Annotated in this window: 12 protein-coding genes; 2 read left to right on the top strand and 10 right to left on the bottom strand. The window is 73.9% G+C overall.

All coding sequences use genetic code 11. The features are described 5' to 3' along the window. From ACFU6K_RS13395 to ACFU6K_RS13380, 4 genes are all read right to left on the bottom strand, one after another. On the bottom strand, positions 1-1,500 hold a 1,500-nt coding region (locus ACFU6K_RS13395; RefSeq protein WP_380662764.1), incomplete at its 3' end, for an FG-GAP-like repeat-containing protein. 29 nt (positions 1,501-1,529) lie between these two features. Further along, positions 1,530-2,864 carry an FG-GAP-like repeat-containing protein gene (locus ACFU6K_RS13390; RefSeq protein WP_380662763.1) on the bottom strand — a complete coding sequence of 445 codons (1,335 nt, stop codon included), beginning with the start codon at positions 2,862-2,864 and terminating at the stop codon, positions 1,530-1,532. Between the two features lie 195 nt (positions 2,865-3,059). After that, entirely contained in the window at positions 3,060-3,218 is a 159-nt protein-coding gene (locus ACFU6K_RS13385) for a hypothetical protein (RefSeq protein WP_380662761.1), read from the bottom strand. 148 nt (positions 3,219-3,366) lie between these two features. Then, the gene (locus tag ACFU6K_RS13380; protein ID WP_380662759.1) at positions 3,367-3,720 is read right to left on the bottom strand and encodes a hypothetical protein; all 354 of its coding nucleotides are present in this window, start codon (positions 3,718-3,720) and stop codon (positions 3,367-3,369) included. 162 nt (positions 3,721-3,882) lie between these two features. Here ACFU6K_RS13380 and ACFU6K_RS13375 point away from each other — a divergent pair, with 162 nt between their 5' ends. Then, positions 3,883-4,878, top strand: coding sequence for a helix-turn-helix domain-containing protein (locus ACFU6K_RS13375; RefSeq protein WP_380662757.1), 996 nt, complete (start codon positions 3,883-3,885; stop codon positions 4,876-4,878). 32 nt (positions 4,879-4,910) lie between these two features. On the opposite strand, the gene ACFU6K_RS13370 is transcribed toward ACFU6K_RS13375, so the two are convergent. After that, complete coding sequence (locus ACFU6K_RS13370) at positions 4,911-5,975, bottom strand: polyprenyl synthetase family protein (protein WP_380662766.1); 1,065 nt, start codon at positions 5,973-5,975, stop codon at positions 4,911-4,913. A gap of 376 nt (positions 5,976-6,351) precedes the next feature. Here ACFU6K_RS13370 and ACFU6K_RS13365 point away from each other — a divergent pair, with 376 nt between their 5' ends. Continuing rightward, entirely contained in the window at positions 6,352-7,716 is a 1,365-nt protein-coding gene (locus tag ACFU6K_RS13365) for an ammonium transporter (protein WP_380662755.1), read from the top strand. A 24-nt stretch (positions 7,717-7,740) separates the two neighbouring features. Here ACFU6K_RS13365 and ACFU6K_RS13360 read toward each other — a convergent pair whose 3' ends face one another. The 5 genes from ACFU6K_RS13360 to ACFU6K_RS13340 form a co-directional block, all read right to left on the bottom strand. Next, the gene (locus tag ACFU6K_RS13360) at positions 7,741-8,925 is read right to left on the bottom strand and encodes a cytochrome P450 (protein WP_380662753.1); all 1,185 of its coding nucleotides are present in this window, start codon (positions 8,923-8,925) and stop codon (positions 7,741-7,743) included. 161 nt (positions 8,926-9,086) lie between these two features. Continuing rightward, complete coding sequence (locus tag ACFU6K_RS13355; RefSeq protein ID WP_380662751.1) at positions 9,087-10,118, bottom strand: NAD-dependent epimerase/dehydratase family protein; 1,032 nt, start codon at positions 10,116-10,118, stop codon at positions 9,087-9,089. 16 nt (positions 10,119-10,134) lie between these two features. Next, positions 10,135-10,728: a flavin reductase family protein gene (locus ACFU6K_RS13350; RefSeq protein WP_380662749.1), complete on the bottom strand. Its 594-nt coding sequence runs from the start codon at positions 10,726-10,728 to the stop codon at positions 10,135-10,137. Next, positions 10,725-11,225 carry an acyl-CoA thioesterase gene (locus ACFU6K_RS13345; protein ID WP_380662747.1) on the bottom strand — a complete coding sequence of 167 codons (501 nt, stop codon included), beginning with the start codon at positions 11,223-11,225 and terminating at the stop codon, positions 10,725-10,727. Before ACFU6K_RS13345 ends, ACFU6K_RS13350 begins: the two co-directional genes overlap by 4 nt. After that, positions 11,225-13,278, bottom strand: a 2,054-nt coding sequence (locus ACFU6K_RS13340; RefSeq protein WP_380662745.1) for a KR domain-containing protein, incomplete at its 5' end; no start/stop codon positions are given. The genes ACFU6K_RS13345 and ACFU6K_RS13340, both read right to left, overlap by 1 nt.

Raw genomic sequence — 13,278 nt, 5'->3', positions numbered from 1 at the left:
GGTCCAACCCCCGTGGCCGTCACCGCCGTTGTTGAGGAAGGCGGTGGTGGGGCCGGTGGTGACGAGGTAGTCGGCATGGGCGTCACCGTTGATGTCGGCCAGCGCCACCGTGGCCTGGTCGGTGGTGAGCCCGGTCGCCGTCCGGCCGTAGTCGGTCCAGCCGCCGTGGCCGTCGCCGCCCTTGTTGAGGAAGGTGGTGATGGAACCGTCGGGGTTGATGACGTTGTAGTCGGCCCGCCCGTCACCGTCGAGATCGGCGAAGCGGACGCGGCTACGGTCGGTGGTGAGACCGCCGGCGACCTTGCCGTCGTCGATCCAGCCGCCGTGGCCGTCGCCGCCCCGGTTGAGGAAGGCGCCCACGGCGCCGTCGGACTGGGTGACGAGGTAGTCGGCGCGGCCGTCGCCGTCGAAGTCGGCGAAGGTGACCTGGGAGGGGTCGGCGGTGAGCCCGATCGCGACCTGGCCGAGGTCGTTCCAGCCGCCGTGGCCGTCACCGCCCTTGTTCAGGAAGACCCGCACCGAACCGTCCCCGTTGATCAGGATGTAGTCGGCACGACCGTCACCGTCGAAGTCGGCGAAGCGCACCCGGCTGCGGTCGCTGGTCATCCCGGTCGTGACCTGCCCGAGGTCGTTCCAGCCGCCGTGGCCGTCACCGCCCTTGTTGAGGAACACCCGGGCCGAACCGTCGTCGTTGAGGACGAGGTAGTCGGCGCGGCCGTCGCCGTCGAAGTCGGCCCACCGCACCCGGCCCGCCCCACCCGACTCCGTACCGGCGTGGTGCACCGGGGCCGGGGCGGCCAGGCCGTCCGTGAAGGCGCGGTCCAGGGCCTGGTCGAAGGTCTGCGCCAGCCGCTGGTAGCCCAGGTCGTCGGGGTGCAGGCCGTCGGCCATCTCGGCCGGGGTCAGCGCGGGTGCGGCGGTGTAGCGGACCTTGCGGCCCTGGGCCTGCTTCGCGAGGACGGCCTGGCTCAGGGCGCTGTTGTAGTCGGCCACCTGGGCGGTCAGGTTCGGTGTGGTCGGGATCAGGCCCATCACGAGGACGGTCACCCCCGGCCGGTCGGCCAGGATCCGGTCGATCAGCGCCGACGTCCGGTCCGCGGCGTGCGCCTTGTCGGTGCCCCGGTCCAGGTCGTTGATGCCGATGTGGAGCAGGACGACGTCCGGCTGGGCGGCGGCCAGCCAGCCGTCGACTCCGGCGAGGAGGTCGTTGACCATGGACCCGCTGTGGCCCTCGTTGTCCGGGTCGGGCACCGCGCCGTTGCCGCGCGAGCCCACCAGGTCGACGGTGTAGCGGTTCTGCTGGGCCACCAGGTCGGCGAGCGGTCCGCGGTACCCGGCGTCGGTGGTGCTCCGGTACCCGGCGGTGATCGAGTCGCCGAGCGGCATCACCCGCAGGACCGGGGCGGGCGTCGGTGCGGCGGCGGACGCCGTGGGGGCCACGGCGGCGAGTGCGGCCACTGCGGTCACCGCGGCGATGGCGAGTGTGGTGGTGCGCTTCACGGGGTTCCTTCCCTGTTTCCGGTCGCGGCTCAGGCGCCGGCGGCGATCTGGCCGTAGTCGATCCAGCCGGGGTTGTTCTTGTCGTCTCCGCCGTTGTTCAGGAAGGCGGTCGTCGGGCCGGTGGTCACGAGGTAGTCCGCCCGGCCGTCACCGTTGATGTCCGCCAGGTCGACGGTGTTCTGGTTGCTGGTCAGACCCGTGGCGATCTTGGAACGCAGGGTCCAGCCGCCACCCGTGTCACCACCGTGGTTCACGTAGCTGGTGATGCTGCCGTCCGGGTTCACGATGTTGTAGTCGGCACGCCCGTCACCGTCGATGTCCGCCCACTTGATCCGCGAAGTGTCAGCCGTCACGCCACCGGCCACCTTGCCCAGGTCGCTCCAGCCGCCGATACCGGTGTTGCGGAAGACACCCACCGCACCGTCCGGCTGCGTGATGACGTAGTCCGTACGACCGTCACCGTCGAAGTCCGCGAACGTCACCTGCGCCGGGTTGGCCGTGAGCCCGGTCGCCACCTGACCCAGATCACTCCAACCGCCGTGACCGTCACCACCCTTGTTCAGGAACACCCGCACCGAACCGTCCCCGTTGATCAGGATGTAGTCCGCACGACCGTCACCGTCGTAGTCCGCGAACCGCACCCGACTGCGGTCACTGGTCATCCCCGTCGTGACCTGACCCAGGTCACTCCAACCACCGTGACCGTCACCACCCTTGTTCAGGAACACCCGCACCGAACCGTTGTCGTTCAGGATCACGTAGTCCGCACGGCCGTCACCGTCGAAGTCGGCCCACCGCACCCGACCCGCCCCACCCGACTCCGTACCGGCCGAGGACCCCCGGCCGCCGATCGGCGACACGTAGCCGCTGACGTGCTTCGACCCGTACATCCCGCCGGCGGTGATGGTGCCGCGGGTGACCTGGCTGTTGCCCTGGTTGCCGCCGATGGTGCCGACGGACCCGTCGGAGTTGACCGAGACGACCAGCGAGACGTGCTCCGCGTAGCCGGAGCTGTAGTTGAAGACGGCGGCGTCACCGACGCGGGGGGTCGAGTGCAGACCGGAGCCGTACTGTCCGAAGCTGCCGGCCCCGGAGGTCAGCCCCGAGACGTTGACGCCGTTCTGCGCCCAGACCCAGCGGGCGAAGTCGGCGCACCAGGACTCGCCGCAGCTGGTGTAGTAGCCGCTGCCGCCGGCGCTGTTGGTGTCGCAGGCGCCGTGGCCGAGGTTGGCCTCGGCGGTGCCGACGATGTTCGATCCGACGCTGGCGACGGCGATCTGGGCTCCCGTCAGCATGAGGACGGGCGTGACCGCGGCGGTGGCGAAGGCAGCGGTGACCAGCGTGCGGACGGAACGCTTGCGCATGGTGGGTTTCTCCTGTTTCGGGCATGGCGGGGACAGGCGTGGTGCGACGGTGAGGGACGGTCCGCGGGTCGGGCGGTGGCGGCGGGCACGGAGGCCGGGCCGGCCTGCCGGAGCCCGGGACCGGTGTTCAGTGGGCGCGGGGCGGGACGGCTGCCCTGCAGGAGCAGCGGTCGAGGGCGCCCGCGGCGGTGCCGGCTACTGCCAGATCATGTTCTCGTCGTGCACGTCGGCGGCCTCGACGCGGGAGACGGAGGCGGTCTCGTGCCCGGCGACGGACAGGGCGACGGCGGGCAGGGCGGCGGCGACGGCGAGGGTGACGACCGCGGCGGCCTGGGCGAGACGGGTGCGCAGCATGGTGGGGTCCTTCCACGGAGGTGGGGCCGGGTGGGGCGGCCGGACCGTGCGTCCCGCGGTGACGCTTCGTCCTGGTGGCCTTGCCGGTCGGTGCTCCCGGCCGGCGATCACTACCTTGGCCGTGGGCCCGGGGCGGACGGAAGGGCTGTCAGGTGGACGGAAACGTCCCCTGCCGGTTCCGTCCAGCGGGGCCGGATCGGGACAGTTCCAGTTCGTAGAACGGGGAGACGAGCGGGGCGCCGGCCCGGGCCACGGACCAGCCGTGCAGCGGTGCGGCGGCCGCCACGGCCCGCTCGCAGAGTGCGGCGGCCCGGGACTCGGCCTCGGCGAGGCCCTCGGCGAGGAGGTACAGGCCGAGCACCGGGTCGGGGACGGCGTGCGGGTGGACGGCGACGTGCTCCAGCCGGTCCGCGGGGGTCGCCACGGACCGGAGGAGGTCGGCGACCCCGTCGGGCAGGGGTGCCCCCTCCGGGGCGAGCAGCTGAACGTGGATCAGGTACATGCCTCCGACGTTCCCAGGCCTCGTGAAGGGAGCACAGGGGGTGACGCGGGACGCTTCGGGCCGTGGCCGGAACGGTCCACGCGACACCCCTGGTCCAGCTGCGGATCTTCGTGCGATGATCATGCGCGCATCGTTCACAGGACCGCTACCGGGGGGTAGGAAATGCTGGCTGTTCTGGGCTTGGACACCGCTTCGGAAGCCGTGTACAGGGCCATGCTGGCCCGTCCCCAGGACGGTGTACTGGGGCTCTGCGGAGCGGTCGGACTGACCGAGGCGCAGGTGCGCTCGGCGCTGGACACCCTCAGCGAGCTCGCCCTGGTCCGGCCCTCGCACGAGCGGGACGGAGCGCTGCGCGCGGTCTCGCCGGACGTCGGCATGGAGATCCTGATGGCCCGCCAGCAGGCCGAGCTGGCGGTCCAGCGGCAGCGGATCGAGGCCTCCCGGGTCGCGGCGGCGCAGCTCATCGCCGACTTCTCGGACCTCCGCCCGGCCACCGCGCACGCCGGGGTCGAGCACCTGGTCGGCCTGGACGCGATCCGCGACCGGCTGGCCTCCCTCACCCGCGGGGTGAAGGACGAGGTGATGACCTTCGCGCCCGACGGCGGCCACACCCCGGAGAGCATCGCGGCGGCCCGTCCGCTCGACGAGGAGCTGCTCGGGCGCGGCGTGAAGATCCGCACCGTCTACCTGGAGAGCGCGGGTAACAGCGCGCCGACCGTCGCGTACACCGCGTGGCTCGCCGCCCGGGGCGGACAGGTGCGGGTCGTGCCCTCGCTGCCGACGCGGATGATCGTGGTCGACCGCGCCACCGCCGTCATCCCGGTGAACAGCGACGACACGGCGGCGGCGGCCGTGGTGCTGACCGGCCACGGCACGCTGACGGCCCTGTGCGCACTGTTCGAGAACGTCTGGGACGCCGCGCGGCCCCTCGTGGGCCCCGCCGTGCGCGACTCCCGGGGCCTCAGCGGCCAGGAGTCGGCCGCCCTCCGGCTGCTCTCCGAGGGGCACACCGACGAGGCGATCGCCAAGCGGCTGGGCGTCTCGCCCCGGACGGCGCGGCGGATCGCCACCGAACTGATGGAGCGGCTCGGCGCCCGCAGCCGGTTCGAGGCCGGTGTGCGCGCCGTCCAGCACGGCTGGCTCCCGGCCCGGGTCTGAGGGGCGCTCTTCCCGGAACAAGGGGAGCCCGGTCAGCCCGGCACGACGTTCGACAGCGGCAGGCCCGCGAAGAAGGCCACCGCCTCCTCCCGCCAGTGCGGGCGCCAGCCCTCGGCCTCGGCGCGGGCCGCCTCGGCGCAGCGGCGCATGTCGGAGCGGAGCCTGCCGTCCACGCCCAGCCGCCGGGCCAGCTCGCGGACGTGCTCGACCGTGTCGTCCGGGCAGTGCGGGTCGCCGAGCGCGGATTCCACCACGGCCCGCTGGGCCTCGTCCGCGGCGGCGAGCAGGGCGCTCACGGCATAGCTGCGGCGTCCCGCGCGGAGGTCGGCGCCGGTGGACTTGCCGGTGGCGTCCTCGTCGCCGAACAGGTCGAGGTAGTCGTCGCGCAGCTGGCCGCCGATGCCGACCAGGGTCGCGTACCGGCGCAGCCGCGCGTCGTGGGCGGCCAGGTCCGCGCCGGCGGCCAGCAGCCCCAGCCGCAGCGGGGCGAGCACCGAGTACCGGGTGGACTTGTACTCGCAGACGGTGTGCAGGAACTCCTCGTCCGGGAGCGGCCGGAAGTCGCGTTCGAGGTCGACGATCTGGCCGGTGACCGTCTCGGCGCCCGCGTTCAGCTGTACCTCCAGCATCGCCTGGCGCAGCTCGGCGGGGACGTCCGCCTCCAGCAGGACCCGCATCGACAGGAAGGCGGCGAGGTCCCCGGCCAGGACGGCCAGGCCGAGCGCGGTGCGGTCCGCCTCCGGGAACTCCCGGCGGTAGGCGTAGTAGGTGGAGGGGCCGCCGCGGCGTACGGGCGCGTCGTCGATGATGTCGTCGTGGACGAGCCCGTGCGTCTGGAGCAGTTCGATGCTCAGCGCGGCCTCCGCCAGGCCGGGCACCGGGTCGATGGTCACCAGTCGGGCGGCCTCGTACAGCAGGGCGACCCGCAGCCGCTTGCCGCCGCGCAGTGAGAGGTCCCGCAGCAGCTCCAGGCAGCGCGGGGTGAAGCGGCTGAGCGGCGGCGTGTCGAGGCGCTCCGGCAGGGCGGCGAAGTAGGCCTCGAAGCGGAGGTCGAACCGGCGCCGGTGTCCGGCGGCTCGTTCGCGGGCGGCTGCCATGATCGTCTCGTTCACGGGGCCCAGCCTCGCATCCGCACGGGCGTACCCGCGCCGCCGGGGTCCGCGCTGACCAGGCGCGAGCTGCGCGAGCTGTGAGGCCCCCGCGCCATGGTGTGCCGTTCCGCCCCCGGACGACACGCGGTGCCCCGCTCCGTCAGGCCGTCACCCTCACGAACCCTCGTTCTCCGCCCACCTGCCGCCGCGGGTTCCCTCAGCGGGCGCCGATCGAGGAGTCGACTTAGCATTCCGGTGGCGCAGGGCGCCGCCGGCAGGAGATTCCGAGGAGCTTCGCGATGAGTACGCACCTTCACCCTGCTCCCGACCGCCGTGCCCGGCGTCTCCGGACCCGCGACCGGCTCGGCTGAGCCCGCCACCGATGCCGGCCGGTTTCAGTGCGGGCGACACCGCCTTCGTCCTCCTCAGTGCGGCCCTGGTCATGCTGATGACCCCCGGGCTGGCCTTCTTCTACGGAGGGATGGTCAGGGCCAAGAGCACGCTGAACATGCTGTCGATGTGCTTCGTCGCGCTGGCGATCGTCAGCGTGCTGTGGGTGCTCTACGGCTACTCGCTCAGCTTCGGCACCGACGCCTTCCACGGCCTGATCGGCAACCTCGACCACCTGGGGATGCGCGGCGTCGGGCGGGACGACCTGCACGGCTCGATCCCGGTCACCGTGTTCGCCGTGTTCCAGCTGATGTTCGCGGTGATCACCCCGGCGCTGGTCAGCGGCGCGATCGCGGACCGCACCAGGTTCACCGCCTGGACGCTGTTCGTCACGGTCTGGGCCACGGTGGTGTACTTCCCGGTCGCGCACTGGGTGTTCAGCACCGACAACGGGCGCGGCGGCTGGCTGGTCGACCGGGTGGGCGTGATCGACTTCGCCGGCGGCACCGCGGTGCACGTCAACGCCGGGGTCGCGGGCCTGGCGCTCTGCCTGGTACTGGACAAGCGCGTCGGTTTCCGGAAGCACCCGATGCGCCCGCACAGCCTGCCGCTGGTGATGCTCGGCTCCGGGCTGCTCTGGTTCGGCTGGTTCGGCTTCAACGCGGGCTCGGCGCTGGCCGCCAACGGCGTCGCCGGCGCGGCGTTCCTGAACACCCAGATCGCCACCGCCGCCGCGATGCTCGGCTGGCTGGCCTACGTACGGGCGAGGAACGGCGCCTTCACCACGCTGGGCGCCGCCTCCGGCGCGGTGGCCGGACTGGTCGCGATCACCCCGGCCTGCGGGTCGGTCTCGGTGCTCGGTGCCGTCGTGATCGGGCTGGTCGCGGGCGCGGTCTGCGCGGCGGCGGTCAGCCTCAAGTACCGGCTGGGCTTCGACGACTCGCTCGACGTGGTCGGCGTGCACGCGGTCGGCGGGGCGATCGGCTCGCTGCTGGTCGGCCTCCTCGCCACCGGGCACGTCGGCCAGAGTGCCAGGGGCCTGTTCTACGGCGGCGGCTTCGGGCAGCTCGGCAGGCAGGCGGTCGGCGTCGTGGTGGTCGCCTGCTACTCCTTCGTGCTCTCCTGGCTGCTCGGCCGGGCGATCCAGCGGACCATCGGCTTCCGGGTCGCCGAGGAGGTCGAGGTGGTCGGCATCGACCAGAGCGAACACGCCGAGACCGCCTACGACTTCACGGCGACGGGGGCGCCCTGGCCCGAGCCCCCGACGCCCCGGACCCGGACCCGGACCCGGTCCCGAGGAATGGCGGACGGCCTGGCGACGGCCGTCCGGAAGGCCTTGCGGAGGAAGGCCCCGTAGCCGGCGAGGCGTGCCGGGCCCCCGTCACCAGGTGACGGGCAGTGCGTGGAGCCCGTAGACCTCGTTGTTGACCCGGTAGGGCACCTCTTCGGCGGGACACGCGAGCGCGAGGCCGGGCAGCCGCCGCAGCAGCGCGGGCAGCGCGATCCGCAGTTCGGCGCGGGCCAGCGGTGCGCCGAGGCAGTGGTGCGGGCCGTGCCCGAAGGTCAGGTGCGACACGGGCTCGCGTCCGATGTCGAGGCGGTCCATCCCGGCGCCGAGCGCCGGGTCCCGGTTGGCCACCGGCAGCTGGCAGACGACCTGCTCGCCGGCCTTGACCGGCACGCCGCCGATCTCGGTGTCGCACCGCGCGGTCCGGGCCAGCGCGGTGCTGGACACGGACAGGTACCGCAGCAGTTCCTCGACGGCGGCGTCGACCACCGGACCGCCCTCGGGCGCGTCGCGCAGCCGGTCGGCCTGCTCCGGGTGCGACAGCAGGGCGAGCACGCCCAGGCCGATCGTGTTGGACACCGTGACGTGGCCGGCAAGCAGCAGCAGCTCGCAGACACCGACCAGTTCGGAGTCCGACACCGCGCCGCCGTGCTCCCGGACGAGCATGCCGATCATCCCGTCGTCCGGGCTGCGCCGCTTCTCCGCCACCAGGGCGGCCACGTACGCGTGCGACTCCCGGCCGGCCGCGAGCCGTTCCTCCATGGGGAGCCCGAGGTCCAGCGTGGTCCGGGACCAGCGGTGGAACTCCCCCTGGTCCGGGTCGGGGACGCCGAGCATCGCGCAGATCACCCCGAGCGGCAGCGGCAGGGCGAAGTCGTCCATCAGGTCCGCCGCGGGCCCCCGCGCCTCCATGGCGTCGAGCAGCTCGCCGACCAGGGCGCGGATCATCGGCTCCAGGGAGCGGATCCGCTTCCCGGTGAACTCCGGTGTCAGCACGTGGCGCAGCCGGGTGTGCTCCGGCGGGTCCATGTTGAGGAGCTCGTTCGGCAGGACCGGGGCGCGTTCCGGGTCGTACATCGCGAAGGTCTCCTGGTCGGCCAGGACGCGCCGCACGTCGGCGTGCCGGGTGACGAGCCGGTACTCGCCGACCCGGTGCAGCCAGAAGTCCCGGACGCGCCGGACCGGGTCCCCGTGCTGGGCCTCGCCCAGGGCCCGGCCCGGGTCGAGCCCGTCGCGACGGTAGAAGATCGAGATCGGCGGCACGTCCTGCTCGCTCATGGAACCTCCCGTGATCCATCCGGTACCCCCTTCCCGATACCCGGGGGTCCGGGCCGCCGCGCGCGTCCGCGGCGGTCCCGTGCGGCGCGCGGGGGCGCGGCGGCCTCGAACGCGCCCCCTCTCCCGAGCCGGAGCCGCCCCCGGCGCGCCTCACCCCCGGCTCACCTGCCCTTCCCGTCCGCCAGGAGGCCCGCCTGCCGGTCCGTCAGGAGCCCCTCGGCACGGAGCCAGCGCACCGTGTCGGCCATGGTCTCCGCGATCGGCCTCGGCAGCAGTCCGCAGGTGCTCGCGGCCGGGTGGACGGGAGCCGCGCAGGCGCAGGTGTAGACGGCGCCGTACTCCGCGGGGATGTGCCAGGGCCAGCCGCGCTGCACCAGGGTGGCCAGGGCGCCGACCGGCAGCATGGCGCGGGCGGGCAGGAAGACCGCGGGCAGCCGCCGCCCGGTGACCTCCCGCAGGGTCCGCACGTACTCCCGGGTGGCCAGTTGGCGGCCCGGGGCGAAGTGGCGGTCGAGGCCCGTCCTCGGTGCGGTCAGCAGCCGGGCGTGCAGCCGCGCGGTGTCGCGGACGTCGCCGACCGGGAAGCCGCCGAGCGGCCAGACCGGCATCAGCCCGCGCAGGGTGTTGCGCAGCCGGGTGTTCTGGTCGCCCGGCCCCGGATCCAGCGGGCCGAGCAGCGCGGGCGGGTAGCTGATGACCACCGGTGCGCCGTCCCGCTGGTGGCGGCGGGCGACCCGCTCGGCGGCGGCCTTGGTGGCCATGTACGTCTCCCGGGGGCGGCCGACCGGGGAGTCCTCCCGGAGCGGCCGCCGGCGGGTCGGCAGCAGTGCGACGATGCTCGACACGTGGATGACCGGATCGGCGCCCGACCGGCGGGCCGCGGCCAGCACCAGGTCGGTCCCCCGCTCGTTGGTCCGGCGCATGGCCGGGTACCGCCGGCTGTCGAAGGAGTACACCGAGGCCGCGTGCAGGACGGCGTCGGCGCCGCGCACCGCGCGGGCCGCACCGCCCTCGTCCGTCACGTCCCCGACGACCAGGTCGACGGCGCCCGGGTCCACCTCCAGCAGCGCGAGGGCCCGTTCCGCGCGGGCCGGGTCGCGCACCAGCATCCGCACCCGGTGCCCGTCCCGGACCATCGCCGCGACCGAGTGGATGCCGACGAACCCGGTGCCGCCGGTCACGCTCACCAACATCGGACCATCCCTCCGCTCAGCCGATCCCGTCGCCGGCGCCGCCGACGCCCCGGTGGAAGCCTCCGCCGTAGAACAGCAGCGCCTGCCGGCCCTCCGCCCAGCCCGACCCGAGCACGCTGCCGAGGAAGATCGAGTGGTCGCCGCCGTCGTACTGCCCGGCCAGCTTGCACTCCAGCCAGGCGAGCGAGCCCGACAGCAGCGGGGCGCCGGTGAACGGGCCGGGCCGCCAGTCGACGCCGTGGAACTGGGCGGCGCCGCGCGGCCTGCCGCGGCCCGCGAAGTACCGTGCCAGCGGCTCCTGTTCGTCCCCCAGGACGGAGACCGCGAAGGACCCGGTCGCGGTGATCGCCCGGTGCATCGTCGCGGTGCGGGCGACGCAGCACAGCACCAGCGGGGGCTCCAGCGACACCGAGCTGAACGCGTTGGCGGTCATGCCGTGGACGTGCTCGCCACCGGTGGTCAGCACCGTGATCCCGGTGGCGAACCGGGCCATCGTCTCGCGCAGCGCGTCCGGCGGAACGGCGGCGTGCCGGGAGGACGGCAGGGTCGTGGACGGCGAGGTCGTGGACGGTGACGGGTCGTCGACCAGGGCGCGGCCGTTGTCGCTCACCGCGCCCTCCCCGTGCCCACCGGCCGGCCGGACGACGGGGCCGGCGCCGCCAGGACCCGGGCGGCCACCGCGTCCTCGGCGTACGGCGCCAGGGCCCGGCGCAGCTCCTCCGGCACCGGGGCCGGGACGGTCGCCGTGTTCGGCCCGCGCATGCACGCGATCCGCTGGCGGCCGCGGGCGACCGGGCTCCCGTGCTCGCCGTCGATCCGCAGGTAGTCGAAGCTGAACTGGACCTGGGTCCGGGTCAGTTCCTCCAGCCGCATCCGGACCGACAGCTCGTCGAACGCGGTGATCTCGGCGAAGAACTCGCACTCCACCTTGAGGGTGAACAGCTTCAGGTCCTCCCGCAGTTCGGCGAGCACCCCGGGCGCCTTCTCCTTGAGGAACATCTCCCGGCAACGCCCCTGCCAGCGCAGGTAGTTCACGTAGTAGACGTTGCCGACGAGGTTGGTCTCCTCGAACCCCACGGTGTGGCGCAGCTCGTAGTAGCCCGACATCAGTTCTCCTTTCCGGCGAGTACGGCGAAGACGACCGGCCCGGGCCGTCCGTTGACGGTGGTCACCCAGGTGGCGACGGCGGCGTCGCCGGCGGACAGGACGGCCCAGCCGTCCGGGTGGACGCGGTCGAGGGTCAGCGCCTGCGTGGTCGCACCGGACTTGCGCAGGCACTCCAGCGCGCTCCAGACCCTGGTGCCGGCCACCTCCGGGGCCTCGTCGGCCTCGGTCGCCAGCAGGTCCCGCAGGGCGTGTTGGCCGGGGCCGAGCAGCGCGTCCCAGTCCTCGGGGGTCCGTTCCAGGACGGACTCCGCGTCGCAGGCGAGGCGCCCCCGGCCCACCACCGCCAGGGTCAGGCCGGCGTCGTGCGAGGCCGACACCGTCCAGCCCTCGAGCCCCGGCCCGCCGCCGAGTTCGGGCCTGCCGTCCGGCCGGTGGTTCAGCTCCACCGGCCGGCCCAGCGCCCGGCCGACGGCGGTCGCGGTGCGGGCCCGGCGGTCGCGGTGCCCGGCGTCGCCGTCCGCGGCGGGTTCGACGACCACCGCGCGGCTGCCGCCCAGGACCCGTTCCAGGCTTCGTTCCAGGTACGAGCCGAGCATCGCGGGCACCCACGGGCCGGCGCCGTCGCGCCGGCGCACGGCGACCAGGGTCAGCCCCTGCCAGTGCTCGACCACCGCTCCGGAGGGCGTGCGCACGACGAGGTCGTAGACGTAGCGGTCCCCGTCCTGGGAGCGCTCCCGGGCGTCGAGCACGACGAACCCGGTGTCCTGGTCCGCCCGGTCGGCCAGCCAGAGCCGCTCGATGCTCTGCGGCAGCAGGGTGGCGTCCGGCACGCAGCACTGGACGGCGTGCATCATCGCGTCCCGGGTGCCCGGGTCGGCCAGCTGCTGGTCCTGCGGCAGGAAGGCGGCGAACCAGGGCGCCTGGGCGGCGGTGGAGATCTCCGCCAGGGCGTGCCGGGCACTCGCCCGCCGGTACTCCAGCAGGCGCTGGAACCGCTTGCCCTGGAACAGCACGCCGCCGTACAGCTCGGTCACCGGGTCCACCGGCACCGTCGGCAGGCCGGACCCGACCGGCGGCGGCGTGCCGGGCGGCTCGGGGCGGGGGTAGCGCAGCCTCGCCCGGAAGTGGTCGGCCGTGAAGCCGGTGTCCTCGCTCCGCAGCACCACGTCGACCGTCCCGGGGGTCTGCACCAGCGCGGCGATCCGGATGGTGGTCGAGCCGCCCGGGCGGACCACCACGGGGCGGCGGAACTCGACGTCCTCCAGCAGCGGCGAGCCCTGGTGCCCGCTCACCGCGGCGGCCACCTGGGCCATCGCCTCCATGCCCAGGACGGCCGGGAAGAGCAGGTCGCCCTGGAGCCGGTGGTCGGTCAGGTAGGGGTCGCTGCCCTCGGACAGCTCGGCCTCGGTGATCAGCTCGATCTCCGGGTGGTGGGCGACCACCCGCTCCACGAACCTGGTCAGCGGCAGTTCGCGCTGGACCGTGGCCAGGGTGGGCAGGCCGCCGGCCCGTCCGCTCACCACCAGAACGGGGCCGGCCGAGGGGTCCGCGAGCACCTCGCGGAGCACCTGGATCCCGTCCTCGGTGGAGATCGGCGTGATGCCCTCCCGGATCAGCGCCTCGACGACGCCGAGCCGTTCGCCCATCCCGGCGCCCGACCAGACCGACCACTCCAGGGCGATCGCCCGGGCCCGCGGGTGCCGGTCCCGGAAACGGAGGGTCAGCTCGGTCATCCAGTCGTTGGCGGTGGCGTAGTGGGCCTCGCCGCGGAGCCCGGCCCGGCCGATGATCGAGCCGAAGGTGACCAGCAGCTTCAGGCGGTCCGGGTCGACGGCCGCCAGCACCGCCGCCAGGCCGTCGGTCTTGGGCGCCAGGGTCCGCCGGAAGTCCTCGGCGGTCAGCGCGTCCAGGGCGGCCGGCTCGTTGCGGCCGGCGCCGTGCAGCACGGCGGTGACCGGGCCGAGTTCGCTCTCCAGCAGGCCCACAGCGTCGGCGACCTCCTGGGGCGAGGAAACGTCCGCCCGTGCGTAGCGGTCGCGAAGGCGGGCGGCCT

The sequence above is a fragment of the Kitasatospora sp. NPDC057512 genome (assembly GCF_042802135.1).
Taxonomy (GTDB): Bacteria; Actinomycetota; Actinomycetes; order Streptomycetales; family Streptomycetaceae; genus Kitasatospora.
This window is presented reverse-complemented; position numbering and strand designations above follow the sequence as displayed.

Bases quoted from the DNA above. Each gene is read 5' to 3' on its own strand.
- ACFU6K_RS13390 (WP_380662763.1), bottom strand. From the start codon at position 2,864: ATGCGCAAGCGTTCCGTCCGCACGCTGGTCACCGCTGCCTTCGCCACC.
- ACFU6K_RS13385 (WP_380662761.1), bottom strand. From the start codon at position 3,218: ATGCTGCGCACCCGTCTCGCCCAGGCCGCCGCGGTCGTCACCCTCGCC.
- ACFU6K_RS13380 (WP_380662759.1), bottom strand. From the start codon at position 3,720: ATGTACCTGATCCACGTTCAGCTGCTCGCCCCGGAGGGGGCACCCCTG.
- ACFU6K_RS13375 (WP_380662757.1), top strand. From the start codon at position 3,883: ATGCTGGCTGTTCTGGGCTTGGACACCGCTTCGGAAGCCGTGTACAGG.
- ACFU6K_RS13370 (WP_380662766.1), bottom strand. From the start codon at position 5,975: ATGGCAGCCGCCCGCGAACGAGCCGCCGGACACCGGCGCCGGTTCGAC.
- ACFU6K_RS13365 (WP_380662755.1), top strand. From the start codon at position 6,352: ATGCCGGCCGGTTTCAGTGCGGGCGACACCGCCTTCGTCCTCCTCAGT.
- ACFU6K_RS13360 (WP_380662753.1), bottom strand. From the start codon at position 8,925: ATGAGCGAGCAGGACGTGCCGCCGATCTCGATCTTCTACCGTCGCGAC.
- ACFU6K_RS13355 (WP_380662751.1), bottom strand. From the start codon at position 10,118: ATGTTGGTGAGCGTGACCGGCGGCACCGGGTTCGTCGGCATCCACTCG.
- ACFU6K_RS13345 (WP_380662747.1), bottom strand. From the start codon at position 11,225: ATGTCGGGCTACTACGAGCTGCGCCACACCGTGGGGTTCGAGGAGACC.